Here is a 26258-nt window from a genome sequence, read left to right on the forward strand (position 1 = left end):
ACCCCCCGTGCCCGTCACGCCCGGGCCGGGTGCGGCGGGCCCGCCGCACCCGGCCGTCGCAGCACCACGCCCGCCCGTTTGACCGCCCGCGCCACGATCGTGGTCTCGGCCCGGGCGACGCCGAGCGGGCCGAGGGTGTCGGTGACGAACCGGTAGAGCCCGCCGTGGTCCCGGCAGAACACCGCCGCCATCAGGTTGGCCGGCCCGCTGGTCGCGAGGACGCCGTGCACCCGGGGGTGCCGGGCCAGCGCCGCGCCGACCGCCGCGAGCCGGCCCGGCGGCACGTCCAGCCACAGGTTGGCGTCCACCGCGAAGCCCAGCAGCCGCGGGTCGACGGTGACATGGGTGCGCACCAGCCCGGCCCCGTCCAGCCGGTGCAGCCGGCGCCGGACGGTCGACTCGGGGGTGCCGACGGCCGCCGCGAGCATGGCGTGGGACTGCCGGGCGTCCTCGCCGAGCCGGGCCAGCAGCGTCCGGTCCAGCGCGTCCAGCGGCACACTGCCCGGGGCGGGCCGCTCGACGGGCGGTCCGGCGAGCGCGGCCGCCTCGGCCTCGGTCAGGTGGCCGGAACGCCACTGGCCGGCGTCGGCGAAGGCGTGCAGCACGGCGTGCACGGTGGTCTCGGCGACGGCGGTGGTGGCGGGCAGCTGCCCGTGGAGCAGGCGGTCACGGGCGCCGGCCTCGCTGAGCATCACCGCGCCGATCTCCCGGCCGCCGAGCATGACGTCGACGAACGGCACGTCCGGCCGCTCGGCGAGGGCCTGGGCGACGGTGTCGGCCCTGCCGCCCAGCACCCGGATCCGCAGCAGCAGCGCGCCGACCGCGGCGTCCTCGGCGTCGGGCATCCGGACCACCCGGACCAGGCCGGTCTGCTGCAGCCGGGTGAGCCGGCGGGTGACGGTCCGCCCGGAGACACCGAGCACCTCGGCGATCCGCCCGGCCCCGGCCCGGCCGTCGACCTGGAGCGCGCAGACCAGCCGGCGGTCCAGGGCGTCCAGCACGGTGTCCGGATCAGCAGCTGTGACGTCCATGGTGTCCGATCTCCGTCGATCCGTCGCCGTCCGGCGTCCTGCCCGGCCACTGCGACGGTACTCCTGGAGCGGACGAGCGGGACGAACGGGAGAGGGACGATGGGCGACGACGAGGTGCGGGAACTGCGCGGACTGCTGGCGGGCGTGGAGGGGGCGGTCCGGGCGGTCGGCGCGGAGCTGGCCGCCCGCCGGCCGCAGGGGCCCTCCCCGGTGTCCACCCTGGCGCAGGCCAGGGCGCGGTTCGCCGCGCTGGACGGCCCCGCGTCCGCCGAACTGCGCGCCCGGCTGGGGCCGTTGTGCCCCGGGGCGGGCTGGGTGGACGGCGAGCTGGAGGGCACCGTGCCCGCCGGGGGCGCGTGGTGGCTCTGCGACGCCACCGACGGCGCGGTGCAGTACCTGCTCGGGCTGCCGCAGTGGGCGGTGACCGCGACGCTGCTGCGGGACGGCGCGGCGGTGCTGGCCGTGGTGCACGCCCCGCAGCTCGGCGCCACCTACCGGGCGGTGCGCGGCGGCGGCGCCGAGCTGGACGGGCGGCCGATCGCCGCCGTGGAGCGGGAGTTGGCGGCGACGGTGGCCGGCACCAGCCAGCCGCCGCTGGTCTCGCGGGACCCGGTGGCGCTGCGCCGCGCGGGCGCCTCGCTGTCGGCGATGGCGGGCGCGGTGCCGGCGGTGCGCAACCTCGGGCCGACCTCGCTCCAGGTGGCCCAGGTCGGCTCCGGACACCTTGGGCTGTTCTGGGAGTTCGGGCCCGACGCACCCAATCTGCTGCCCGGCGCGCTGATCGCAGCGGAGGCGGGCGCGACGGTGACGGACGCCGCCGGCGCCGCGTGGACGCCCGTCGCGGGCGGCTTCCTGGCCGCCGCGCCCGGGCTGCACGCCCGGGCGCTCCCGCTGCTCAGGGGAATCGACTGAGCGTCACCTTCCGTATGGTGAGGCTGCGTTGTGGTGGCGGACGACGCGGCGGCCACTCCTCCCCCGACCACCGGTGCTGCGGCGTTGCGACGTCGACGAGCCGGCCGCGCCGAAGGACGCCCACACCTTGTCCAGGACGTTCTGCGGCCCGGCGGGCCCCTCCTGTCCGATGGCGGGCACGGCGGGAGGGTGCGGACGTCGATCAGGCCGGGGCCCGCACCCCGGCCGCCCCGGCCACCGGGCCGGGGGCGCTCAGGCGGCGGGCACCGGGCGGGCGCGGTCGATGATCGCCGCGGCGTCCGGGCCGGGCGGCAGGGTTCCGAAGGCCGCGCCGTGGTCACCGGCGAGCCGGGAGGCGCAGAACGCGTCGGCCACCGCCGGGTCGCCGTACCGGACGAGCAGCGAGCCCTGGAAGGCCAGCGCCATCGCCTCCACCAGCCGGCGGGTGCGGTACTCCAGCCGGTCGAGGTCGGAGAGCTGCTTGCGCAGCCCGGCCACGGCCGCGTCCAGGCGGCGGTCGGCGCCCGCCGCGGCGTCCAGCTCGCCGAGGAAGGCGTCGACCGTCTCCGGGCGCTTGGCCATGGCCCGCAGCGCGTCCAGGGCGGCGACGTTGCCGGAGCCCTCCCAGATGGAGACCAGCGGCGCCTCCCGGTAGAGCCGGGGCATGCCGGACTCCTCGACGTAGCCGTTGCCGCCCAGGCACTCCAGGGCCTCGGCGGCGTGCGCCGGGCCGCGCTTGCAGACCCAGTACTTGGCGACGGCCAGGCCGAGCCGGCGCACCAGCGCCTCCTGCTCGTCCCCGGCGAGGGCGGCGTCGGTGGCCTGGGCGAGCCGCATCGCCACCGTGGTCGCCGCCTCGGACTCGACGACCAGGTCGGCGAGCACGTTGCGCATCAGCGGCTGGTCGGCCAGCGCCTTGCCGAAGGCCCGGCGGTGCAGGGTGTGCTGCACGGCCCGGGTGGCGCCGAGCCGCATGCCGGAGGCGGCGCCGATGGTGCAGTCCAGGCGGGTCATGTTGACCATCTCGATGATGGTCCGCACGCCCCGGCCCTCCTCCCCGACCAGCAGGCCGTACGCCTCGTCGTACTCGATCTCGGCGGAGGCGTTGGACTTGTTGCCGAGCTTGTCCTTGAGCCGTTGCAGGCGCAGCCGGTTGCGGGAGCCGTCCGGCAGGACGCGCGGCAGCAGGAAGCAGCTGAGGCCGCCGGGTGCCTGGGCGAGGGTGAGGAAGAGGTCGGACATCGGCGCCGAGGTGAACCACTTGTGGCCGGTCAGCCGGTAGCTCCCGTCCGGCTGCGGGACGGCGGCGGTGGTGTTGGTGCGGACGTCGGAGCCGCCCTGCTTCTCGGTCATCGACATGCCGGCGATCAGCCCGCGCTTGCCGTGCGGCTCGCGCAGGCCGAAGTCGTACGTGGTGGCGGCGAGCAGCGGCTCGAACTCGGCGGCCAGCGCGGGGGTGGCGCGCAGGGCGGGCACGGCGGCGTAGGTCATCGAGACCGGGCAGGTGTGACCGGCCTCGACCTGGCCCCAGACGTAGAACTTGGCGGCGCGGGCGGTGTGCGCGCCGGGGCGCTCGTCCCGCCAGGCGGCGGCGTGCAGTCCGTGGCCGACGGCGGTGCGCATCAGCTCGTGCCAGTACGGGTGGAACTCCACCTCGTCGATCCGGTGGCCGAAGCGGTCGTGGGTGCGCAGCACCGGCGGGTTCTCGTTGGCCAGCCGGCCCCACTCGGCGGCCTGCTCGGAGCCGGCCAGCCGGCCGAGCCCGCGCAGTTCGGGCTCGGCCCAGCCGGCGCCGGCCCGGTGCAGCGCGGCGAGCAGCGCCGGGTCGGCGGCGGTGTCGTGCCCGTACGGCGGCGGGACCTGGTTGGTGACCTCATGCGTCGCTGGCATCGCGTTCTCCAAGGGCTCGGAGGGTGAAGGAGACGAGGGCGGGGACCACGGCGCCGGGGGTGGTCCCGGGGTCGGACGGCGGGACGGCGGCGAGCGGGCCGGTGAGCGCCTCGGCGGTCGCACCGACGATCGCGGCGGCGGTCAGCTGCGGGTCCTGGGGCGGCAGCTGGCCCGCGGCGAGGGCGGCGGCGATCTCGGCGGCGAGCACGTCGCGGAAGGTGCGGCGGAAGACCAGGCGTTCGGCGTCCACCACGGTGTCGGCCGGTTCGACCAGCAGGGCGTGGGCGAGCCGGGGGGCGCGCAGGGCGCGGGCGGCGAAGGTCTCCACGACGGCCGCGATCCGCTCCCGGGGGGTGTCGTGGCGGGCGACGGCCTCGTGCACGGCGGCGACCTCCCGGGTGACCACCCGGCGGAAGAGCTCGACGGAGAGATCGGCCTTGCTCGCGAAGTGCCGGTACATCGAGCCGGTGGCGATCCCGGCCCGCTCGGCGACGGCGGCCATGCTGCAGCCGCCGTAGCCGCGCTCGGCGAGCAGGCCGACCGCGGCCTGGAGCACCGCCTCGCGCTGGGCGTCCAGGCGGGCTTGCACGGCGGGGGTGCGTCGGTAGGCCATGGAAGCATTGAAGCACTGATTCACTGCTTCGGGGAGGGGGTGCGCGGGGTCCCGTCGGGGTGTACGGGGTCCCGTCGGGGGTGCGCGGGGGTGCGCGGGTCCGGGTACGGCGAAGGGCCGGGTACGGCGAAGGGCCGGGTACGGCGAAGGGCCGCCCGGCAACCGGGCGGCCCTTCGTCGTGCTTCGGTCCGGTGGGACCGGACGTGCGCCGGGCGGACTACAGCCGGACGCGGTCCTGCCGCAGCCCCGCCTCGTCCAGCGGGCCGATCGGCGGCACCTGGTACCCGCCGCTCAGCGCGCGGGCGGCGTCGGCGCCGAGGCCGGCCCACTCCAGCACCTTGGCGGTGGCCGCCGCGGACTCCCCGGCCGCGAGCCCGGCGATGTTCGAGCCGTGGTTGCCGCCGGGCACGGTGTAGACGTAGCTGTCCTCGCTGCCCCGGCCGAGGCGGAACGGCTCGGCGCCCCACGGGTCGTTCTGGCCGTAGACGAAGATGATCCGCTCGGCGGAGTTGCGCACCCAGCGGTCGATGTCGCGCATGGCGGACGGGTCGAACCGCATCGGGATGGTGCGCGGCACGTAGGTGCGCGGCGCGTACAGCTCCTTGTAGTCGTAGTGCAGCACGCCCTTGAGGTGCGAGACGTCGAAGGAGGGCGAGCCCAGCTCGGTGCCGGCCTGGTAGTAGTACGCGGTGTACCCCGCGAGCGCCTGGTCGCTGTTGCCGGTGATGCCGACCTGCGCGTCGAGCCAGGCGTACAGCGCGTCGTCGGTGCCGGCGGCGCCCGGGACGTTCACGCAGTCGGCGGCCAGGCTGTACTGCCAGAACGCCCAGACCGAGTCCAGCACGGCGAGCTCGTAGGCCCGGTCGGCGCTGCCGATGGTGGTGAAGGCGGAGCCGGCGGCGGCGTTGTCGGCGGCGTAGCGGGCCCCCAGCCGGTCACGGCGGACCAGCAGTTCGCGCTGGGTGGCGTTCAGCGCGGCCCGGCACTCGGGGGTGCCGACGTTGCGGAAGAACCGGCTGTACGCGGAGTCCTCGCGGTCGTCGACGTCGTTCGGCGCGACGTAGGCGACGGTGCCGGCCACGTCGTCGGGGAAGAAGCGGCGGTGGTAGGTGGAGGACATGCCGCCCTTGGAGCCGCCGGTGGAGAGCCACTCCTCCCGGTAGATCCGCTTCAGCGCGGTGATCAGCCGGTGTGCGTCGGTGGCCGCCTGCTCGATGCCGGCCTTGGACCAGTCGGCGGGGGCGGGCCGGGAGGGCGTGAAGTAGCGGTACTCGATGGAGACCTGGTTGCCGTCGACCAGCCGGGTCGGCTCGGTGCGGGTCGGCGCGGTGCGCAGCGTGTAGCCGTTGGTGAAGAAGACGGTCGGCCGGTCGTAGCCGCGGTGCAGCACGCTGAGGCGCTGCTGGAAGGTGCCCAGCCAGGGGCGGTTGTGGTCGACCGGCTGGGTGTAGGTCAGCAGGAAGAAGCGGTGGCCGGTGGTGGTGGACTGCTCCTCGGTGACCGTCATGCCGGGGAGCGCCGCCAGCCGGGCCTTCACGTCGGCCGACGGGTCGTCGGCGGGCGAGCCGGGGCGGGCGGCCGTGGCGGCGCCGGGGGCGTCGGTCCCGGCGGCGAGGGCCGTCGGGGCCAGGCCGAGGCCGAGCAGCGGTATCAGCAGAACGGCGACCAGCAGCCTTCTCATCGTGGTGGTCATCAACTCTCCATCGGGTCAACGGAACTGGGTGGTGCCGTGGTCCGTACTACTCTCCGGCAGCCGGTGGTCGGCCGCCGGGCGGACCGGCCGTCCGGTAGACGGCCGAATGGGCCACCCGCCGGTCGCGGATGGCCCATCGGGGCGAAAGTGCTGGTCAGGGGCGCGGCAGGGTGCAGCCGGCCTTGGTCAGGTCGAGCCTGTTGCCGGTGCTGAAGCAGGCGGGGATGAGGTACGTCTCCTGGGCGTAGCCGATGCCCCGGCGGACCGTCACCGTGCCGTTCTGGTCCACCTCGCACGGGTTGTTCAGGGTGCAGCGCTGGCCGCTCTCGTTGATGGTGTTGTTCACCGCCACGACCTGGCCGCTGGTGGCGTCGACGACCGGCGAGCCGGAGGTGCCGCCGATGACGTTGCAGCCGGAGGTGTAGCGGAGGGAGTCCTTGAAGGTCCAGTCCGCTTCCTTGAGCCGGTAGGCGAAGCCGTCGGCCGAGCAGGAGTAGATCCGCTTCCAGTACCCGGAGACGACCCTGATCGAGGTGCCCTGGACGGGGTGGGTGGCCGCGACGGTCAGCGGGGCGATGCCGTAGCTCGACTGGATGGCCGCGTAGGTGGTGTTCAGCTGGTAGATCGACACGTCGGTGTCGGTCATGGTGCCGTAGACCAACTTGGTGGCGCGCAGGGTGCCGGCCGATCCGCCGCTCGCGTTCAGCAGCGTGAAGGTGCGGCTGGAGGCCTGGTTGACGACCACCTGGCCGGGACCGGGCATCCCGGTCTCCAGGCAGTGGCCGTTGGAGAGCACCAGCGCCGGGTCGTTGGCGGTGGAGGCGGGGAACCGGACGAGCGAGCCGGAACAGTTACTGAGGGCCACGGTGCCGGCGAAGGTGACGGCGGCGACCTTGCCGGCCTGCGCCGACTCGGCACCGACGGGCGCGGATATCGCGGCGGCGGGCGCGGCGATCGCGGGCGCGTCGATCGCGGGGGCGGGCGCGGCGATCGCGGGCGCGTCGATCGCGGGGGCGGGCGCGGCGATCGCGGGCGCGTCGATCGCGGGGGCGGGCGCGGCCGTCGCGGCCGGGGCTCCGGCGAGGGCGGTCGCCCCGGCGGTCAGGAGCGCGGCCAGCATGCCTATGAGCGGCTTCTTCATGAGAGACCTCTCGGTGTGGGGGTGCCCCAAAGCTGGCGCGGACATGACGCCCTGTCAAGGGATCCGGCACCGGACCGGGTTCCGGACACCGTGTTCCGGCCGACCGGCTCCCGCACGCCCCCGCGACTCCCGCACGCCCCCGCGACGGCCCCGGTACTGTGGCCGGGACGACAGGGACGACCACCTGGGGGGCTCACATGGCCGGTGACAACCACGCGGACGGCACGCGACGGGGAGGGACCGGCGGCCGGCTGCTCGCCGTGAGCGACCTGCACGTCTCCTACCAGCAGAACCGCGACCTCCTCGAACAGGTGCGGCCCGGCTCGCCCGAGGACTGGCTGATCGTGGCCGGTGACGTGGCGGAGTCCACCACCACCATCCGCTGGGCCCTGGGCCTGCTCGCCGAGCGCTTCGCCAAGGTCATCTGGGCCCCCGGCAACCACGAGCTGTGGACCCACCCCAGCGACCCGGTCCAGCTGCGCGGCGTCGAACGCTACGAGCACCTGCTGGGCATCTGCCGGGAGTTCGGCGTGGTCACCCCCGAGGACCCGTACCCCGTGTGGACCGGCGCGGGCGGCCCGGTCGCGGTCGCCCCGCTGTTCCTGCTGTACGACTACTCCTTCCGGGCCCCCGGCACCACCACCAAGGAGGAGTCACTGGCCGCCGCCTACGACTCCGGGGTGGTCTGCGCCGACGAGCGCTTCCTCCACCCGGACCCGTACCCGGACCGCGACTCCTGGTGCCGCGAACGCGTCCGGCTGACCGAGAAGCGGCTCGCCGAACACGACCCCGGGCTCCCGCTGGTGCTGGTCAACCACTACCCGCTGGTCCGGCAGCCCACCGAGATCCTCTGGTACCCCGAGTTCGCCCAGTGGTGCGGCACCGAGCTGACGGCGGACTGGCACCGCCGGTTCAACACCGCCACGATGATCTACGGGCATCTGCACATCCCCCGGCGCACCAGCTACGACGGCGTCCCGTTCGAGGAGGTGTCGCTCGGCTACCCGCGCGAGTGGGGCAAGCGCGGCGTGCCGGACCCGCTGCTGCGCGAGGTCTTCCCCGGCGCCTGACGGACGGCGGGCGGCGCGCCGGTGGCTCCCGGCGCGCCGCCCGTCGTTTTCCGCCCTACTCCCCCTGCTCCCCCTGCTCCCCCTTCTTCTCGTCCTCGGGCCGCGTCGGCACGACCCTCAGCTCGCCGTCCGACACCTCCGCCACCAGCGTGTCCCCCTCCTGCACGGTGCCGTCCAGCAGCAGGTTGGAGATGCGGTTGTCCAGCTCCTGCTGGATCGTCCGCCGCAGCGGCCGGGCCCCGAACTCCGGCTGGTAGCCGCGGTTCACCAGCCACTCCTTCGCCCCCTCCGTCACCTCCAGCGCGACGTCCTGGGCCCTGAGCCGGCGCCGGGAGCGGTCCAGCAGCAGGTCCACCACCTGGAGCAGGTCCTTGCGGGTGAGCGCGTGGAAGACGATCACCTCGTCGATCCGGTTGAGGAACTCCGGCCGGAACTGCCCCCGCAGGTCCCGCATCAGGTCGTCCCGGATCTCGTCCACGTCGCCCGCGTGATCGAGGATCCGCTGCGAGCCGATGTTGCTCGTCATGATCACCACGGTGTTGCGGAAGTCGACCGTCCGGCCCTGGGCGTCCGTCAGCCGGCCGTCGTCCAGCACCTGGAGCAGCAGGTTGAAGACGTCCGGGTGGGCCTTCTCCACCTCGTCGAAGAGCAGCACGCTGTACGGCTTGCGGCGCACCGCCTCGGTGAGCTGGCCCGCCTCGTCGTAGCCGACGTACCCGGGCGGCGAGCCGACCAGCCGGGAGACGGTGTGCTTCTCCTGGAACTCGCTCATGTCGAAGCGGATCATCCGGTCCGGGTCACCGAACAGCAGCGCGGCCAGCGCCTTCGCCAGCTCGGTCTTGCCGACGCCGGTCGGGCCGAGGAACAGGAACGAGCCGGTCGGCCGGTCCGGATCGCCCATCCCCGCCCGGCCCCGGCGCACCGCCTGGGCGACCGCGGTGACCGCCTGGTCCTGGCCGATCACCTTCTCGTGCAGGTGCTCCTCCAGCCTCAGCAGCCGCTCCCGCTCGGTCGCGTTCAGCTCGGCGACCGGGATGCCGGTGCGGCCGGAGAGCACCTGGGCGATGTCGTCCGCGGTGACCGCCACGACCTCCTCGCGCGACTCGGCGATCGCGGCCAGCTCGTCCTCGGTCTGCCGCAGCTCGGTCTTCAGGTTGGCGGCCCGGACGAACTCCTCGTCCGCCACCGCCTCCTCCAGCTCGCGGCGCAGCTTGGTGATGCGGTCCTGGACCGGCATCGCGACCGTCGAACCGCTCAGGCTGCGCAGCCGCACCCGGGCACCGGCCTGGTCCAGCAGGTCGATCGCCTTGTCCGGCAGGAAGCGGTCGCTGACGTAGCGGTCGGACAGGCTCGCGGCCGCGTCCAGCGCCTCGTCGGTGAACCGCACCTGGTGGTGCGCCTCGTAGGCGTCGCGCAGACCGTGCAGGATCTCGACCGTCTCCTCGACGCTCGGCTCCGGCACCAGCACCGGCTGGAAGCGGCGCTCCAGCGCGGCGTCCTTCTCGATGTGCTTGCGGTACTCGTCCAGGGTGGTCGCGCCGACCACGCTCAGCTCGCCGCGGGCCAGCGCCGGCTTGAGGATGTTGCCCGCGTCCATCGAACCCTCGCCGCCGCTGCCCGCGCCGACCACGGTGTGCAGCTCGTCGAGGAACAGGATCACGCTCTGCTCGGCCGCCGTGACCTCGTCGATCACGCTCTTCAACCGCTCCTCGAACTCGCCCCGGTACTTGGAGCCGGCCACCAGCGCGGTGAGGTCCAGCGTGACGACCCGCTTCTCCTTGAGGCTCTGCGGCACGTCACCGGAGACGATCCGCTGCGCCAGGCCCTCCACGATCGCCGTCTTCCCGACCCCCGGCTCGCCGATCAGCACCGGGTTGTTCTTGGTGCGGCGGGAGAGGATCTCGACGGTCTGCTCGATCTCCGCGGCGCGGCCCACCACCGGGTCCAGCCGGCCCGCCCGGGCCTCCTCGGTGAGGTCGCGCCCGTACTCGTCCAGGGTGGGCGTCTGGCTCGGCCCGGCCCCGCTGCGCTCCCCGCCCGTCCCGCGCCCGTCCAGCACCGTGCGCAACGCCTCCTGCGAGGGCGCGACGTTGCGCAGCGCCGCACCGGCCCCCGACCGCTCCTCCTCCAGCAGCGCGCCGAGGATGTGCTCCGGCCCGATGTACGAGGCCCCGGCCCCCTGCGACCGGGCGTGCGCGGCCAGCAGCGCCCGTTTGGCGGCCGGCGTCAGCGCGGGCCGCCCGTCGGCCGCCGGCACCCCGCTCCCGTCCCCGGCCGGCAGGACCTTGTCCAGATCACCCGCCAGCCGGTCCGGATCGATCCCGGCCCGCTCCAGCATCCGGCGCGCCGGCTCCACCCGGGTGGCCGCCCACACCAGGTGCGCGGTGTCGAGATCACTGCTCCCGTCCTCGGCCGCCCGCTGGGCCGCCGAGGCCAGTAACTCCTGGGCCGACTCGCTGAGCAGCCGCCCGATCGGCACCCGCTGCACGGCAGGCGGCGATGCCATCGGGCTCATCCCGAAGAACCGGCTGAGCAGATCGGAGAATGGGTCGCTCGACCCGAACGGCGGCATGGTCACGGAGGCTCACCTCTCCCAAACGGTTAGCGCCCACACAAACACACCCCACCACCCCCCGCCCCCCAAGCGCCGCCACCCCGGCGACCCACCGCCCACCACCCCCACACCGCCGCCCCGCCCCTGGACGAGCGCAGCGCCACAACTCCGGCGGCACCAGGTGGGAGAGAGCAGGGGAAGCTCGGCCAGCAACGCGCCTGCCCCCGACCGGCCCGAATCCGAGATCAAAATCGGTACCCATTAAGCATCTAGTCCTACTAGATTCCTCGAAGACCCTTGCCTCTTCAGGAGCCTCATGTCCGCGATCACGCCACCAGCCGAGTGGGACCTCAAGCCCGGCGACCAGATCGAGCGGAAGACGCTCCACACCACGTACGGAGGGCGGACCCAGGGCGGGATCGGCCCGTCCGCCAAGAGCCCCAATGTCATGATCTTCACCGAGCAGGCGGCCGGAGAGAAGCACGGCTACTACGACGACTGGATCGACGGGCTCTTCCACTACAGCGGCGAGGGACAGCGCGGCGACCAGCGGATGATCTCCGGCAACGCCAGCATCCTCCACCACCGGAGGGACGGCCGAGCCCTGAGGGTCTTCGACGGTGCCCGTGGAGTCGTCACCTACCGTGGTGAGTTCGAGATCGACGAAGACCTCCCCTGGTACGAAGCCGACGCACCGGAGACCGACAACGGCCCGCTGCGGAAGGTCATCGTCTTCCGACTGCGTGCCGTCGACACCGAGCCGCAAGCCCCCACCACTCGACTCGGCCGCCTGCTCAAGGCCAAGCCGGAGGCCGTGAAGACACTGCCGGTGGAACAACAGGTGACCGAGAAGTCCTTCGTCGACCCGAACCGGGAGCCCTACGAGGCCGAACGCAAGGAAGGCAAACTCCTGACCGCCTTCAGCGACTTCCTGCGGGCCAAGCAGCACGAGGTCGTCCGACAGCAGATCCTGCCCGCCGGCGAGACCCGTCCCCTCTTCACCGACCTGTACGCCGCGGACCTCGACCTCCTCGTGGAAGCCAAGGGCAGCGTGACCCGCGAGGCCGTCCGCATGGCCATCGGCCAACTCGCCGACTACATACGTTTCCTGCCCGCCGGCACCACCAAGGCCATTCTGGTGCCGAGCAAGCCTCGCGCCGACCTTCTCGTTCTCGCGGAGAGCCAGGGCTGCACCGTCATCTGGCCCCAGGACGGGGCCTATCTCAGCACCGACCCCAACCTCCCCCTCGTCACCGCTGGCACCCGCAACTGATCACCCCGTACTGCCTGTTCCAGCACACGAGTGGAACGGGCAGTCCTCCAGCGAATCGCCTGGCCCGCACACCGGGCCCCTGGTCCACGCCTGAGTCCCGGCTCACACTCGACGGGGGAACTGATCTCCGAGATGTGAAGTTAGAAGGCTCGCGTTGCACGTCGAGACGTAAGGGTGGGCCATGGGAATCAGGGACCTCACGAGTGCCACCGCGGTGGAAAGGGCACTCGCCGAGTACAACGACTTGGGTGGGCAGGCCTTCCGCAACAAACACGGGTTCGGCTCCTCCACGCAGTACTACCTCAGCCACGCTGACCTGCTGTACGACGCCAAGGCGATCGCCGGCGTCGCCTTCGGCTACCAGCACGGGGCCAGCGGCCCGTTGCCGAACGACCGGTTCCATGGTGGCGAAGCATCCACGAACCCCGTGCTGCGCGCCATGGGGTTCACGGTCCTCAACAGCCACACGGAGACCGTAGACGCAGAGCGGGAGTGGCGCCTGGCTGTGTGGCGGAACCTGCTCGGACGGCGGGACAGCTCAGGGCTAGTCACCGCGGACGTCGTCCGTTCCGTTGGCGCCTACGGCAACTACCGGGGCATCTGGACGGACAAGACCCGCACCCAGAAGATCCACCCCGACGGCGTGACGATCGGACTCAAGCACACGGGCCAGCACTACCCTGACGACCTGAACGAGAACGAAGTCCTGTACCACTACCCGGTCACCCGGGTGCCGGGCCGCGATCTCAGTGAAGTCAACGCCACGAAAGCGGCCGCGACGCTCCGACTTCCGCTGTTTGTGATCACCGAACATGGCAACCTCCGAGGCGTACACCTTGCCTGGGTCGAGGGCTGGGAGGATGACAGCAGCCTGTTCCTGGTCAAGTTCGGTGAAACCCCGCCCGCGCAAGTCCTCGACCACGACCGCTCGGAAGAGCAGCCGTTCCAGCTCGAAGGCAACAGGCGCCGCCGACGGAACGGGACCGTGGTCACACGACCGGACCAGGCGCGGTTCAAACTCGAAGTGTTCCAGCGCTACGGTCCACGCTGCCCGCTCTCAGGAATCACGATCCCCCAGATGATCGAGGCAGCGCACTTCCGGGGCGACGCTGACGGCGGCACCTCGGACGCCCGCAACGGCCTGCCGATGAACGCCGCGCTCCACAGGGCCTTCGACGCTCACCTCTTCGCCATCAACCCCGACACCCTGACCGTCGAACCGCGCCCCGGCGGCCCGAGCCTGGAAGCCATGGGCATCGCGCACCCAAAGCTCACCCTGGACCGCCTGCCACACCCAGAGGCTCTCCGGTGGCGCTACACCGAGTGGCTGCGCTGCACCGGCCGAGAGGCCGAAGTATCGGCAACCCGATAGCCAGACCGGGCACCCAGCGGCCCGAAAACGATCAAGGGCCAGTTCGGGAGGGCGGTGCCTCCGAACTGGCCCTTCTCATCTGTGGGCGCGGACGGTTTCGAACCGCCGACATCTGCTTTGTAAGAGCAGCGCTCTACCGCTGAGCTACGCGCCCCCGGTCGTGCGGGCCCGGTTCGGGCGCACGACGAATGCTTAGGGTACCTGGTCCGGGGGGTGGTGTGGTGCAGGTGGTCGGGGGGTGGGGCGGGTGGGGTGCCGGTGGGGTGGGGTGATCGGGAAGAATGGGCGGTGGATCAGCGGTCGGAACCAGGGAGCGTGCAGTGAGGGTGGCCGGCGGAGGCGGGCGGGGGCGGCGGTGGCCGGGGAGTGGAGTGGCCGAGGCGCTGGTGCTGCCGCTGGTCGTCGCGGGTGCGCTGGGGGCCGCGGGGGCGGCGTCGTTCGGGGCCGGCGGGGGCTGGTGGGGGCGGCGCGGCGGGGACGGGATGCGGGCGGACGCCCGGGCGGCGCGGGACGCGGCGCAGCAGGCGTTCTACGACGTGGACTCCACGCAGCGCGAGGTGCGGCTGGCGGTGGAGACGGTGCGCTCCGCCGGGGACAGTGCGACGGCCCGGCGGGCGGTGGCGGACTTCGAGGCGATCTCCGGCCGGGTCGACCAGGTGACCGTGAACTACCTGACCGCCCTCGACGCGCACGACCTGGACGCGGAGGACCTGGAGTCGGGGACGGCGGCCCGGGCGAAGCACCAGCTGGACGACGTGAAGGGGCAGCTCGGGTCGGCGCTCGCGGAGCTGAACGACTTCCTGCGCAAGCTGCAGCCGACGCTGGAGCGCGCCGAGCAGCAGCTGATGCGGGTGACGCCGGCGATCGACCAGGCCAAGCGGGCGCTGCTGGGGGCCAGCAACGCGCTGGACGCGGCGCGCGGCGCGGGGCTGCGGGCGGACGAGCTGGCGGCCCGGCTGGCCGAGCTGGCGCCGGAGCTGGGGCGGCTGAACGAGGGCGTGGCGCAGCACGGGGTGCCGGGCACGCTGGAGCGCGCGGACCGGGTGCGCGAGCGCGCGGAGGCGATCGCCGCGGAGGCGGGGCAGCTGCCGGAACGGGCCCGGGAGATCGACCGGCGGGTGGCCAGTCTGCGGACCAGGATCCAGGCGCTGGAGACCAAGGCCGGGACGGTGGAGCCGGCGCTGAGCGAGCTGCGCCGGCGGTTCGCCGTCGCGTGCTGGCAGGACCTCCAGCGGGTGCCGGACCAGGTCGCGGAGACCGGGCGGGCCGCCGAGGGCAAGCTCGCCGAGGCCGCCCGGGCCCGGGACGAGCAGCGCTGGGCGGACGCCACGGGCGCGCTGGGCACGGTGCGCGCGCTGCTGGACACGGCGGACGGTGCGGTGGTCGCGGTGAACGACCGGCTGCGGCAGCTGAACGAGGTGCAGATCGACCCGCACAAGGAGGTCGAGCGGGCCCGGTTCGCCCTGCGGGACGCCCAGCGGCTCGCGATGGCCGGGCGGCATGCGCCGGATCCGCGGCACGCCGGGCCGCTGGACGCGGCGGTGGCCCGGTTGGACCGGGCGGTGGCGGAGCTGGAGGCGGCCGGCCGGCACCCGGACTACTGGCGGTTCCTGACCGAGCTGGCCGCGGTGCGGGAGACGGCGGCGGACGTGGTGGAGCTGATCCGCGCCGAGCTGGGCGGTGGAGTGCGGTAGCGGCCGGCGGGCCGGCAACCGAGCAACCGAGCAGCCGGGCGCTCGGGCAGCCGGGCGCCCGGGCAGCCGGGCAGCGGGACCGGCGACAGCGGGCGGTGGCCCGGATACGCTGGCGGACATGCCTCGTTACGACTTCCGCTGCCGCGCCTGTGGCGCCACCTTCGAGCTCCGCCGTCCGATGGCGCAGGCCAACGACCCCGCCGTCTGCCCGCAGGGCCACCAGGACACCGTGAAGCTGCTGTCGACCGTCGCCGTCACCGGTGCGGCCTCCGCCGGCGGCGCGCCGCAGCAGGCCCCGTCGGCCGGTGGCGGCGGGGGCTGCTGCGGCGGCGGTTGCTGCGGCTAGGAGACCGCGACGTCGGCGGGCTCGGGCTCGACGGCCCCGCCGCGCACCCGGGCCAGGAAGCGGCGGACGATCTCCTCGCCCGCCGCCACGCCCACCTCGTCGAGCGCGGTGACGCCGGGCGCCGTCCACCCGGTGTCGGCCAGTTCGCCGTGGCCGGGCCGCCAGGCGGCGTCGGCGGCGCGCAGCAGGTCGGCGTCGAGCAGCGAGTCCCCGGCGGAGAGCACGGTGGCCCCGCCCACCCGTCGTACGACCTCGGCCAGGGCCGCGCTCTTGCTGAGCGGGGCCGGCACCGCGTACACCTTGCGTCCCTGGAGCGAGACGGTCCAGCCGCGTTCGGCGCACCAGCCGGTGAGCTCGGCGAGCCAGCCCTTCGGCAGTTCGGCCCGCTCGACGACCAGGTAGGCGAACAGCTCGTCGGCGACCCGCCGCTTGTGGGTCCACTCGGGGTCGGCGCAGAGCGCCAGGTGCTCGACCACCTCGGCCAGCGGCGCCGCGCCGCCGGCCAGCCTGGCGGCCATCTCGTCCTGCCAGTCGGCGTCCGGCACGCCGTCGACGAGCAGCCGCCCGCCGTTGGCGCAGATGGCGTACGGCGGGACCCAGCCGGGCGTCGGCCCGGGCAGGTTGACCCGCTCGTACTGGGCCCGGGTGCGGGTGGTGGCGGGGACGAGCACGGCCTCGCGGGCGAGTTCGACGAGCAGTCCGGCGGCCTGCTCGGTCATGAACGAGAGCGCCTTGCCGTCGTGCACCTCGACGGAGAGCAGGCGCGGCGCGAGCGGGTCCGGCACGTCGAGGGCGAGGGCGCGGTTGGAGTAGATCAGGGTGCGGTCGAGGTCGCTCGCGACGACGTAGCGGTCCACGCCACCGCCGTTCATGCCGCCGCTCAGGTAACCAGTCATCGGGGCTCAGGACTCCTTCACCAGGACGGCCGTGCCCGAGGCGCCGGTCGCCCCCCGGGTGTAGCGGGGGTGGATGAGGCCGACGCAGGAGTACGGCAGGTCGTCCACCTCCTCGACCGGGACCCCCCGCTGGGCGGCGAGCAGCCGGACGTGGTCGAGGTCGGCGCCCGCGCCGCGCCGGGCCAGCACCCGCCAGGGGACGCGGCGCAGCATGACCCGGGTGGTCTCGCCGACGCCGGGCTTGACCAGGTTGACGTCGTCGATGCCGAACTCGGTGCTGATCCGCTCGACGGCGGCCCAGCCGGCCCAGTCGGGGGTGCGCTCGGCGGCGTGCTCGGGGGCGAGGAAGCGCCCGGCGGCCGCGACGGCCTCGGCCCGGACGTCCGCGAAGTGGTCGGCGACGGTGTCCAGGAAGGCGCCGGAGACGTCGGCGCCGGCCAGCTCGGTGTAGTGCTTGGCGCCGTGGAAGTCGTCCGGGCCGATCAGGCCGGCGCGCAGCACGGTGCGCGAGACCAGGCCGGAGACGGTCGAGTTGAGGCAGGCGGAGGGGATCAGGAAGTCGTCCCGGGTGCCGAAGGTGGACACGCAGCGGCCGGGGTCGGCGAGGACGGCGAGGCCGGGGTCGAAGCCGGTGCCGGCGAGCGCCTCGGCGAGTTCCCGGGTGATCGCGCCCTTGCCGGTCCAGCCGTCGACGAACACGACGTCGGCGGCCCGGTGGTGGGCGTCCAGGTAGCGCAGGGCGACCGGGTCGATGCCGCGGCCGCGGACGATGGAGACGGCGTAGTGCGGGGCGTCGACGCCGTGCCCGGCGGCGAGCCAGCGGCGGATCAGGATGCCGACGGGCGTGCCGGCCCGGGCCAGCGAGGCGAGCACCAGGCCGGGGCCGCGTTCGCGCAGCAGGGTCTCGGCGACGGTGCCGACGGCGAGCGCGATCCGCCGGGCGGAGGCCCGCAGGGCCTGGTGGAACAGCTCCTGGTACTCGGGGCTCGGCTGGTACTCGACCGGCAGCGACTCGGCGTAGTGGGCGCCGCCGTTCTGCACGGCCTCCTCGCGCTCCTCGGTGGGCGCCTCCAGGGCGACGCCGGAGAGGTCCTTGAGCAGCCAGGACACCTCGTCGGCGCGGTAGGAGGAGAACGCCGGGCCGTGCAGCGGAGCCGGCAGCGGCCGCGGGCCGGACCCGGGCTGCGGAGCGGGCACCGGCTGCGAGCCGGGCGCCCGCCGAGGCTGCGACTGCGGCTGCGGCCGCGCGGCGGCGGGCCGATGGGACGGCAGCACGGCGAGCACCACCCGGTCGGTGACCTGCCGCAGCCGGCCGAGCAGGGCCCGCTCGCCCCGGTGCAGGGCCGGGGTGTCGGCGACGTCGTCGACCACCAGGACCACGGTGGCGAAGCGGCGGGCCGGGTCGGCGCCGGGGGCGACGTTGTAGGCGTAGCGCTCGCGCGAGGAGTCGTCGGCCGGGTCGTCGTGGGCGGGGAAGGACAGCCGGGTGCGGATGGCGTAGCCGGGGTGGTCGACCGCGAGGACGGGCGAGCGGGTGGTGGTCGAGCTGTGGACGCGGTCGGCGCCGCCGGGGAGCCGTTCGGCGAGGGCGCCGGCGAGCCGCAGCGGCGCGTACATCAGCTCCTCGAAGCCGAGCACCAGCACCCGCCCGCCGTCACTCCCGTCGACGCGGTCACCGCCGTCGACACCGTCACCCGCGCCGACGCGGTCGTCCCCGTCCACGTCGGCAGCGCCACCCCCGGCGCCCTCGCCGATCGCCTCCGCCAGCTGCCCGGCCAGCGCCGGCAGCGCCGCCTCCAGCCGTACCCGGTGCTCCGGGGTGAAGCCGTGCCGTCCGCCGTCGGGCAGCCCCTGCGGCCAGTCCAGGTCGACGCGCACCAGCGGCGCCTCCGGGCCGGCCGGCGGCTCGGGGGCCGGCCCGGCCTCGGCGATCAGCCGCCCGGCCCGGTCGAGGATGTCCGCGGGCAGCTCGACGCCGCCCTCGGCCAGCGCCACCAGATCCAGCCGGACGCCGAGTTCTGCGGCGGTGTCGGCGAGCCGCTGCCGGTCGGCGGCGCCGCGCAGGTCGACCAGGGCGACCACCACGTAGTGCTCGCGCGGGTGGCGGGCGTGCAGGGCGCGGATGGTGTTGAGCACGGTGGTGCCGGTGGAGAACTCGTCGTCCACCAGGACGAGCGGCCCGTCGCCGGCCAGCAGCCCGGGGTCGGTGGGCAGCAGCAGGTGGGAGGTGGCGTGCGAGTGCTCCTCCTCGAACCCGCCGAGCGGGGCGATCCCGGGCACCGGGCGGCGGGTGGAGTGCAGGTAGGGGGCGTCCAGGCCGTCGGCGACGCTGTGGCCGAGGCCGGTGGCGGTCTCCGCGTAACCGAGCACGACGGCGCCGGACAGGGCCTGCCCGCCGAGCGGGGCGAGCAGCTCGCGGACCAGGCGGCCGAGTTCGAGACCGGCGCCGTGCACCACGGCGGGGCGCTGCGGGACGTGCTTGCCGAGCACGGTGGAGACCAGCAGGTGGGCACGCTTGCGGTTCTCCCGCAGGGCGAGGCCGACCAGTTCGGGGAGGCGCTCGGAGCCGGTCAGCGCGACGCCGGCCCGCTCGGCCACCCAGCGGCCGGTCCACTCTCCCGTCCCGGTGCGCTTCTGCGTCCCGGTGCGCTCGTGCGCTCCGGGGCGCTGCTGCTCTGCTGCTGTCACGAAGGGGTCCTGCTTTCGGTGGTGCGGTGCGGTGGGCAAGGTCTGGGGGGAGGGAGGCGGCGGAAGAGACGGGCCCCGCGGCGGCTCAGCGGCAGAGGCAGGCCGCCAGCAGCTCCGCGAAGCTGACGTCCTCGCGGGCCACCCCGAACACCTCGGCGCGCAGCATCACCCGCTCCGCCCAGGCCCGGTGCGGCTTGGCCTCGTTCATCTTGTTGGTGTACGCCGAGCGCAGCACCCCGCCCCCGCCGCGCTCCTGCTGGAGGATGTCCCGGGCGTCGCTGTACTCCTCGTGCGTGACGACGGAGAGCGCGTGCACCGCGGGCACATGGCTGGGGTGGATGCAGGTCTTGCCCAACAGGCCGTTGGCGCGGTCGAGTTCGATCTCGCGGATCAGCCCGTCGAGGTCGTGCTCGATGATCCGCCGGCGGACCGCCTCCCGGGAGGGCTCGGCCTCGGCGAACGGGGTGCGGCGCAGCTGCGGCTTGAACATCCGCTCCTGGACCGGGAAGTACTCCCAGACCGGGCCGGTGACGGTGAAGCCGGTGCCGTCGGCGCGGCCGAGCACGTTGACCACGTCGCCGATCACCGAGGCGACCAGGGCGACGTCGTAGGCGGTGAGGTCGGGCGAGCGGCGCAGGCCGTAGGCGGAGCACAGGTCGGTGACGCCGAGGCGGACGGCGAGGACGCGCTCGCGGTGCTTGTCGAGCAGCCGGGCTATGCCGAACAGCTGCTCGCGGCGGGTCTCCAGGTGGGCGAGCTCGGGCGACTCCAGGACGGGCATGGCGAAGAGCCGGTGCCCGGTGGCGGCCTCGGCCGCGGCGAGCGCCTCCAGGAAGTCCCCGCCGGTCTCCTCGGTGAACTTGGGCAGCACGAAGCCGGTGATCACGCCGATCGCCGGTCCGAGCCGCTCGGCGAGGTCGGTGAGCTGGGCGGCGGTCCGCACCCTGATGAAGAGGAGGGGAAGATCCTGTGTGCAATCGGTGGAGGCCCCGGCCGTGCCGCCACCCTCCGTGACCTCCGCCCACAGCTCGCCGAGCCGGGCCACCAGGTTGGCCTCGGCGTCCGGCACCTCGTGGTCGGCGATGGCGTCCTCCAGGCAGAGGACCATCGAGACGACCCCCTGGGCGGCCTGCTTGCGGATGTCCGCGCGCAGGGTGGGCCGGGTGGCCGGGCTGTAGAGCGTGGCGCCCAGTGCGGTCGCCAGCACGGCCGGGTCGTCGTCCGGGGCGAACTCCCCCGGCGCCGCGAGAAAGAGCCGGTCGCGGACGTCGTCCGCGAGGTGGCCGAAGTGGCGCAAGGTGCTCTCCTCAGGAGTTCGGCCGCCGCTCCGGCGGTGGCGGGGAGGGACAGGTGGCGCGCCCCGGTGCTGCACCCGGTTCAACCCGCGCGGCGGCCGTGGTGGTTCCCGGCCCGGTTCCGCCGGTCACCGTCGACCGGCCCCCGGCGCCTCCCGCCCGCCCATCGTACGGACGGCTCCGGGCGCACGCCGGTTCCGCAATGGCGAATTCTCGGAAGGTTACCCTCCACTTCACAAACCGCAAGCGTTGGCAAAGTCCCACCCCGACGCCTCCCCCGGTCACGTTGTCCGAAGGGGTGGCGAACAGGCAGGATGGTCGGCTATGACGCACGTGATGGCCAAGGGCGCCAACATCGCACTGCCGGTGGCGGCGGTCCGCGCCGTGCTGCGCTGGAGCGCCACGCCCGGTGCGCCGGACGTGGACGCCTCCGCCCTGCTGCTCGGTCCGGGCGGCAAGGTTCGTTCGGATGCCGACTTCGTCTTCTACAACCAGCCGCGCCACCCCTCCGGCCTGGTGCGCCACCTGCCCAAGCAGCAGACCTCCGACGGCGGCGAGATCACCGACACCGTCGAGGCCGAGCTCGGCAAGCTGCCGGCCGACGTCGACCGGGTGGTGCTGGCCGGCTCCTCCGAGGGCGGCTCGTTCCGCGCGGTGGGCGGGCTGCGCCTGCAGCTCTTCGACGCCGCGGCCGGCGAGGGGGCACCGGCCCTGGCCGAGTTCGCGATGGCCGACGGGGACGAGGTCACCGCGCTGGTCGCGGGCGAGCTCTACCGCCGGGCGGGGGCCTGGAAGTTCCGGGCCGTCGGCCAGGGCTACGCCTCCGGGCTGATCGGGCTGGCCACCGACTTCGGCATCACCGTCGAGGACGAGGGCGACGCGGGCGCCCCGTCCGCCCAGGCCCCCGTCGGGTCGCCCGCCGCGCCGGCCACCGACCCGCGGACCGCGCTGCCCGACCCCCGGCCGGCCGGCCGGCCCGAGCCGGGCATCTTCACCCTGGCCCCGGCCGTCCCGCAGCCGCAGGCCGCCGCCCGGACCGCCCCGGCCCCGGCCGGTGTCCCGGCCAACACGCCCCCGCCGCCGCTCAACCCGCCCACGGTGCCGCCGAACGTCCCGCCGGCCCCGAGCGCGCCGCCGGCCCACCGGCCCGGCTACGGCTACCCGCCGCCCGCCACCGCGCCCCGGAACCCTCAGCAGGGCGGTTACGGCTACCCGCCGCAGGCCCCGCAGCAGCAGGGCGGCTACGGCTACCCCCAGCCGCAGCCCCCGGCGCCCGCACCGGCCCAGGGCTACGGCCACCCCCAGCAGCAGACGCCCCAGCAGCAGACGCCCCAGCCGGCCCCGCAGCAGGGCGGCTACGGCTACCCCCGGCCCACCACCGCGCCCCCGGCGCCGCAGCCGGCGCCCGCCGCCGAGGAGTTCGCCCTGCCCCCGCAGGGCCCGCAGTTCCAGCCCCGCTGAGCCGCCGCCCGGCCCGGTCCCCCGGGCCGGGCCCACCGCCCCGGGGGACCGGGCCGGGGCTCACTGCGGCTTGTACCCCCGCTGCCACTGCATCCCGAAGCCGTACAGCCGGTCGATGTCCGACTGGAACCCGTTCACGTAGCGCACCTCGCGCCGCACCGTGAGCGTGTTGTCCCCGGTGTTCTCGATCAGCACCACCGCGCAGGACCGCGCCGCCGGGGCCCGCTCCTCCAGCTTGACCTCGATCCGCGGCCCGGACTGCGGCACGATCGTCACCACCGCGTTGGTCTGCTCGAAGGCGGGCGTGCCGTCGTAGATGTACACGAACACCAGCAGCCGTTTGAACTGGTCCTTCTTCTCCAGGTTGATGTACATCGTCTCGCCGGACGGCGCACCGTACTGGTCGTCGCCGCTGAGCTTGACGTAGGGCGCGTGCTGGAGGTCCCCGAGGAAGCCGCCCAGCGGCTGCACCACCCCCCGCTTGCCGTCCGCCAGCTCGTACATGCAGGCCAGGTCGAGGTCCACGTTGACCTGCGCGTTCTGGGAGGAGTCCGGCTCCATCGGGCTGAGGATGCGCGGGCTGAAGAACCGTCGCACGGCGTCCCGGGGGGAGGGGCGCGCCGCCCCCGTCCGGGTGGTCCAGTGCAGGTTGACGTAGAGGTAGCCGGTGGTCGCCGCCGCCCCGGTGATCGCGTGCTGCGGGGACGACTTGGTCAGGGTGACCTTGAACTGGCCACCCGTGTCGAGGGTGTTCCGTTCGCCGCGCAGGTACTCCCAAATCGAGGCCATGCCGTCCTCCCCCAGCCCCGCCAGTCGCTCTGACGGTCCGCCGCTCCATGATCGGGCATCAACCCGCCCGCCGGGTACCCGAACTCCCCTACCCACCGCCGCCCCGCGGACACCGGCCGGACACCGGCGGGTCGATTGGCGGGGCGAAGCTCACCTCCCGTACCATGCGGCCACTTCGGACGCGATATCGTCTAGCCGCACAGGTGTCCCGCCCGCCCCCCTGTCCGGGCGCGCCGGGCCACCCGTCCGACCACGACGCTTCGTCAGGCCCGGTCCCGGGGACGGATCCTGACCACCGTGTCGCACTGTGACCTGTCCCCTGCGGAAACCCGAGGCCCGACCCGCAATGAACCTGACCTCCATACAGCTGGTCTGGACCGTCATCGGCGGCGCAGCCCTGCTGTTCACCGCCATCCTGGTGGCGACGCTGCGCTTCAAGAACAACAACCGGAAGCAGGACTCCGGCGACTCCTGGGAGCGTAGCGAGGAGCGCCGCCGGCGCAAGGAGATGATCTACGGGATCTCCTCCTACGTGCTGCTGTTCTGCTGCGCCGGCGTCGCGGCCGCGCTCTCCTTCCACGGCCTGGTCGGCTTCGGCAAGGAGAACCTCGGCCTGTCGAACGGCTGGGAGTACCTGGTGCCGTTCGGTCTGGACGGCGCGGCGATGTTCTGCTCGGTGCTCGCCGTGCGCGAGGCCAGCCACGGTGACGCGGCACTCGGCTCGCGCCTGCTGGTCTGGGTCTTCGCGATCGCCTCGGCCTGGTTCAACTGGGTGCACGCCCCGCGCGGCATCTCGCACGACGGCGCCCCGGAGTTCTTCTCCGGCATGTCGATCTCGGCCGCGATCCTGTTCGACCGCGCGCTGAAGCAGACCCGCAAGGCCGCCCTGCGCGAGCAGGGCCTGGTGCCCCGCCCGCTGCCGCAGATCCGCATCGTCCGCTGGCTGCGCGCGCCCCGCGAGACCTACGCCGCCTGGTCGCTGATGCTGCTGGAGAACGTCCGCAGCCTGGACGAGGCGGTCGAGGAGGTGCGCGAGGAGCGCCAGGCCAAGCTGGACGCCAAGGTGCGCGCCCGCAGTGCCGACCGCCGCGAGCGCGCCGAGCTGAAGGCCATCTCCCGGCAGTCCGGCGGCATGCTCTCCCGCAACCGCGGCGGCCGCCAGGTGCCCGCCCTCGCCGCCGCCGGAGACGGCCCGAGCGCTACGGAGCCTGCCCTAGCCGCCGAGGCGGACGCCTTCACCACCACCACCGCCGCGGCACCGGCCTCGCCGGCCCCGGAGACCGGCCGCCGCCCGCGCGGCGCCACCGCCTCCTCCTCGGCCTCCTCGGCCTCCGCGTCGTCCTACCGCAGCAGCTCGACCATCGACCTGACGCCGGACGACGACACCCTGTCGATGCCCAAGCTGGACTCGCTGGAGCGCAAGCTGCGCGCCATCGAGCAGCAGCTCGGCTGAGCACTCGGCCGAGCATCCGCCCCGTACGACGCCGAACGGCCGTTCCCCACTCGGGAGGAACGGCCGTTCGGCGTCGTGGCAGGGGTGCCGCGGGGCTACTGGGCGCTGCCCACCAGCTCCCGGTCCCCGTCGCCGTCCCCGCCGGTGCCCTCGCGCCGGTTGCGCAGGATCGACGAGCCGAGGGCGAGGCCGATGAAGGCGACACCGATCAGGCCGGTGACGATCTCCGGGATGTGGTACTCGATGCCCACCAGCAGGATCACCGCCAGCGCGCCGATCGCGTAGTGGGCGCCGTGCTCCAGGTAGACGTAGTCGTCCAGGGTGCCCTTGCGGACCAGGAAGACGGTCAGCGAGCGGATGTACATCGCGCCGATGCCGAGGCCCAGGGTGATCTGGAAGATGTCGCTGGAGATCGCGAACGCGCCGACCACGCCGTCGAAGGAGAACGAGGCGTCCAGCACCTCCAGGTACATGAAGAGGAAGAACGCGGCCTTGCCGCCGACCTGGACGATCGACTTGCCCGACCTCGCGGCCTCCTCCTCCTTCTCGGCCTCCTCCTCCAGGCCCGACTCGAAGACCGAGGCGAGGCCGTTGACGCCGAGGTAGGTGACGATGCCGAGGACACCGGCGAGGAGCACCGTCTCGGCGTGCTCACCGGCGAAGAAGTTGGACGCCAGCAGCAGGGTGACCAGGGCGACGACGGTGGAGAAGGCCTCCAGCTTGCCGACCTTCTCCAGCGGGCGCTCGATCCAGGCCAGCCAGTTGTAGTCCTTCTCCTCGAAGATGAAGTCGAGGAAGATCATCAGCAGGAAGACACCGCCGAAGGCGGCGATGGCCGGGTTGGCCTGCTCCAGGTACTGGCCGTAGGTGAGGCCCTCGTACGTCTTGTCGCTGTGGATCGCGAGGTCGATGACCGTCGCCGGGTTGAGGTGCGCGGTGAGGCCGACGACCAGCAGCGGGAAGATCAGCCGCATACCGAAGACGGCGATCAGCACGCCGACGGTGAGGAAGATCTTCTGCCAGTACGGGTTCATCCGCTTCAACACCGTGGCGTTGACCACCGCGTTGTCGAACGAGAGGGAGATCTCCAGGATGGAGAGGATCAGCACGATGCCGAATCCCTCGGCTCCCCAGAGCAGGCCGGCGGCGATCAGGCCGAGAACGGTGATCGCGAATGACCAGCCGAATGTGCGGAGGAACACGGGACTTGGTTACCTTTCGGGTTCATGGCGGGACGATCGGGACGATCGCGGCCTTTACTGTACGTTTACGCCGAAATCGAGAGCAATGCCCCGCAGGCCCGAGGCGTAGCCCTGGCCGACCGCGCGGAACTTCCACTCGCCCGCGTACCGGTACAGCTCGCCGAAGATCATCGCGGTCTCGCTGGACGCGTCCTCGGTGAGGTCGTAGCGGGCGATCTCCTGGCCGTCCACCGAGTTGACCACCCGGATGTACGCGTTGCAGACCTGACCGAAGTTCTGCGACCGGTTCTCGGCGTCGTAGATGGACACCGGGAAGACGACCTTGTCGACCTGCGCCGGCACCAGGTCCAGGTTGACCAGGACCACCTCGTCGTCGCCGTCGCCGTCACCGGTGAGGTTGTCACCGGTGTGCTCGACCGAGCCCTCGGGGCTCTTGAGGTTGTTGTAGAAGACGAAGTACTCGTCCCCCAGGACCCGGTTGTTCGAGCAGAGCAGCGCACTGGCGTCGAGATCGAAGGGCGCACCGGTGGTGGACCGGGCGTCCCAGCCGAGACCGATCTGCACCTGCGTCAGGTTCGGCGCGGCCTTCGTCAGCGAGACGTTGCCACCCTTGGCGAGCGTGACACTCATGGTTCGTCCTTCCTCCCTTGCCTCCCGGGGCGCATCTCAGGTCTATTCCCCCGCGGCCCCGCCCGGCCCCCGGGGACCGGCTGAACTTTCCTGAACTCACATCCTTCCAGTGGCCCGGGAACGACGGAACGGCCGGGGGGGCCGGCCCCCCCCCAACCGGCCGCGCCCGCCCCGCCCGTTGTTACCCATCACCCGCCGGGCCCGGGCCCCCCCCCCACACTAGGTGAAAACCCAAAACATCGGGGATCCCCGCA

Annotated in this window: 20 protein-coding genes and 1 tRNA gene; 8 read left to right on the forward strand and 13 right to left on the reverse strand. The window is 73.6% G+C overall.

The annotated features are described in order from the left end of the window. Nucleotides 1-14: 14 nt before the first annotated feature. A complete protein-coding gene (locus ACFXAM_RS26300) occupies nucleotides 15-1031 on the reverse strand; it encodes an Lrp/AsnC family transcriptional regulator (protein ID WP_380294723.1) in 1017 nt (338 codons plus the stop codon). A 99-nt stretch (nucleotides 1032-1130) separates the two neighbouring features. Here ACFXAM_RS26300 and ACFXAM_RS26305 point away from each other — a divergent pair, with 99 nt between their 5' ends. Then, complete coding sequence (locus ACFXAM_RS26305; RefSeq protein ID WP_380294725.1) at nucleotides 1131-1943, forward strand: inositol monophosphatase family protein; 813 nt, start codon at nucleotides 1131-1133, stop codon at nucleotides 1941-1943. Nucleotides 1944-2195: 252 nt separating this feature from the next. Here the strand turns inward: ACFXAM_RS26305 and ACFXAM_RS26310 are convergent, their stop codons facing one another. The 4 genes from ACFXAM_RS26310 to ACFXAM_RS26325 form a co-directional block, all read right to left on the reverse strand. After that, nucleotides 2196-3833 (reverse strand): acyl-CoA dehydrogenase family protein, encoded by a 1638-nt coding sequence (locus ACFXAM_RS26310; RefSeq protein WP_380294727.1) that lies wholly within the window; start codon nucleotides 3831-3833, stop codon nucleotides 2196-2198. Further along, nucleotides 3817-4446, reverse strand: a complete 630-nt coding sequence (locus ACFXAM_RS26315; protein WP_380294729.1) for a TetR/AcrR family transcriptional regulator — start codon at nucleotides 4444-4446, stop codon at nucleotides 3817-3819. Before ACFXAM_RS26315 ends, ACFXAM_RS26310 begins: the two co-directional genes overlap by 17 nt. 218 nt (nucleotides 4447-4664) lie before the next feature. Further along, nucleotides 4665-6140, reverse strand: a complete 1476-nt coding sequence (locus ACFXAM_RS26320) for a S28 family serine protease (protein WP_380294731.1) — start codon at nucleotides 6138-6140, stop codon at nucleotides 4665-4667. 154 nt (nucleotides 6141-6294) lie between these two features. Continuing rightward, nucleotides 6295-7281, reverse strand: coding sequence for a serine protease (locus tag ACFXAM_RS26325; protein ID WP_380294733.1), 987 nt, complete (start codon nucleotides 7279-7281; stop codon nucleotides 6295-6297). A gap of 197 nt (nucleotides 7282-7478) precedes the next feature. On the opposite strand from ACFXAM_RS26325, the gene ACFXAM_RS26330 reads away from it, so the two are divergent. Beyond that, entirely contained in the window at nucleotides 7479-8351 is an 873-nt protein-coding gene (locus ACFXAM_RS26330) for a metallophosphoesterase family protein (protein WP_380294734.1), read from the forward strand. Nucleotides 8352-8406: 55 nt separating this feature from the next. Here the strand turns inward: ACFXAM_RS26330 and ACFXAM_RS26335 are convergent, their stop codons facing one another. Further along, complete coding sequence (locus ACFXAM_RS26335) at nucleotides 8407-10923, reverse strand: ATP-dependent Clp protease ATP-binding subunit (protein ID WP_380294753.1); 2517 nt, start codon at nucleotides 10921-10923, stop codon at nucleotides 8407-8409. A 298-nt stretch (nucleotides 10924-11221) separates the two neighbouring features. On the opposite strand from ACFXAM_RS26335, the gene ACFXAM_RS26340 reads away from it, so the two are divergent. After that, nucleotides 11222-12178, forward strand: a complete 957-nt coding sequence (locus ACFXAM_RS26340) for a restriction endonuclease (protein WP_380294736.1) — start codon at nucleotides 11222-11224, stop codon at nucleotides 12176-12178. Between the two features lie 181 nt (nucleotides 12179-12359). Beyond that, nucleotides 12360-13550, forward strand: a complete 1191-nt coding sequence (locus ACFXAM_RS26345) for an HNH endonuclease (RefSeq protein WP_380294738.1) — start codon at nucleotides 12360-12362, stop codon at nucleotides 13548-13550. A gap of 82 nt (nucleotides 13551-13632) precedes the next feature. Here the strand turns inward: ACFXAM_RS26345 and ACFXAM_RS26350 are convergent. Continuing rightward, a tRNA-Val gene (locus tag ACFXAM_RS26350) sits at nucleotides 13633-13704 on the reverse strand. A 127-nt stretch (nucleotides 13705-13831) separates the two neighbouring features. Here ACFXAM_RS26350 and ACFXAM_RS26355 point away from each other — a divergent pair. Then, on the forward strand, nucleotides 13832-15244 hold the full coding sequence (locus ACFXAM_RS26355; RefSeq protein ID WP_380294740.1) for a hypothetical protein: 1413 nt from the start codon (nucleotides 13832-13834) through the stop codon (nucleotides 15242-15244). Between the two features lie 118 nt (nucleotides 15245-15362). Next, nucleotides 15363-15590 (forward strand): zinc ribbon domain-containing protein, encoded by a 228-nt coding sequence (locus ACFXAM_RS26360; protein ID WP_380294742.1) that lies wholly within the window; start codon nucleotides 15363-15365, stop codon nucleotides 15588-15590. On the opposite strand, the gene ACFXAM_RS26365 is transcribed toward ACFXAM_RS26360, so the two are convergent. The 3 genes from ACFXAM_RS26365 to ACFXAM_RS26375 all read right to left on the reverse strand — a co-directional run bounded on the left by ACFXAM_RS26365 (nucleotide 15587) and on the right by ACFXAM_RS26375 (nucleotide 20471). Next, a complete protein-coding gene (locus ACFXAM_RS26365) occupies nucleotides 15587-16486 on the reverse strand; it encodes an HAD family hydrolase (protein WP_380294743.1) in 900 nt (299 codons plus the stop codon). The genes ACFXAM_RS26360 and ACFXAM_RS26365 overlap by 4 nt on opposite strands. 6 nt (nucleotides 16487-16492) lie before the next feature. Next, a complete protein-coding gene (locus ACFXAM_RS26370) occupies nucleotides 16493-19174 on the reverse strand; it encodes a phosphoribosyltransferase domain-containing protein (protein ID WP_380294744.1) in 2682 nt (893 codons plus the stop codon). An 85-nt stretch (nucleotides 19175-19259) separates the two neighbouring features. Then, complete coding sequence (locus ACFXAM_RS26375) at nucleotides 19260-20471, reverse strand: HpcH/HpaI aldolase/citrate lyase family protein (protein WP_380294745.1); 1212 nt, start codon at nucleotides 20469-20471, stop codon at nucleotides 19260-19262. Between the two features lie 322 nt (nucleotides 20472-20793). Here ACFXAM_RS26375 and ACFXAM_RS26380 point away from each other — a divergent pair, with 322 nt between their 5' ends. Beyond that, the gene (locus ACFXAM_RS26380) at nucleotides 20794-21930 is read left to right on the forward strand and encodes a TerD family protein (protein ID WP_380294746.1); all 1137 of its coding nucleotides are present in this window, start codon (nucleotides 20794-20796) and stop codon (nucleotides 21928-21930) included. Nucleotides 21931-21990: 60 nt separating this feature from the next. Here ACFXAM_RS26380 and ACFXAM_RS26385 read toward each other — a convergent pair whose 3' ends face one another. Then, complete coding sequence (locus ACFXAM_RS26385) at nucleotides 21991-22719, reverse strand: Tellurium resistance (protein ID WP_380294747.1); 729 nt, start codon at nucleotides 22717-22719, stop codon at nucleotides 21991-21993. A gap of 346 nt (nucleotides 22720-23065) precedes the next feature. On the opposite strand from ACFXAM_RS26385, the gene ACFXAM_RS26390 reads away from it, so the two are divergent. After that, nucleotides 23066-24172, forward strand: coding sequence for a DUF2637 domain-containing protein (locus tag ACFXAM_RS26390; RefSeq protein ID WP_380294748.1), 1107 nt, complete (start codon nucleotides 23066-23068; stop codon nucleotides 24170-24172). Between the two features lie 95 nt (nucleotides 24173-24267). Here the strand turns inward: ACFXAM_RS26390 and ACFXAM_RS26395 are convergent, their stop codons facing one another. Continuing rightward, nucleotides 24268-25374, reverse strand: a complete 1107-nt coding sequence (locus ACFXAM_RS26395) for a DUF475 domain-containing protein (protein ID WP_380294750.1) — start codon at nucleotides 25372-25374, stop codon at nucleotides 24268-24270. Nucleotides 25375-25428: 54 nt separating this feature from the next. After that, nucleotides 25429-26004: a TerD family protein gene (locus ACFXAM_RS26400; RefSeq protein WP_380294752.1), complete on the reverse strand. Its 576-nt coding sequence runs from the start codon at nucleotides 26002-26004 to the stop codon at nucleotides 25429-25431. Nucleotides 26005-26258: the final 254 nt, after the last annotated feature.

Origin of the sequence: Kitasatospora sp. NPDC059462, from assembly GCF_042749955.1 — a bacterium.
Lineage (GTDB): Bacteria > Actinomycetota > Actinomycetes > Streptomycetales > Streptomycetaceae > Kitasatospora.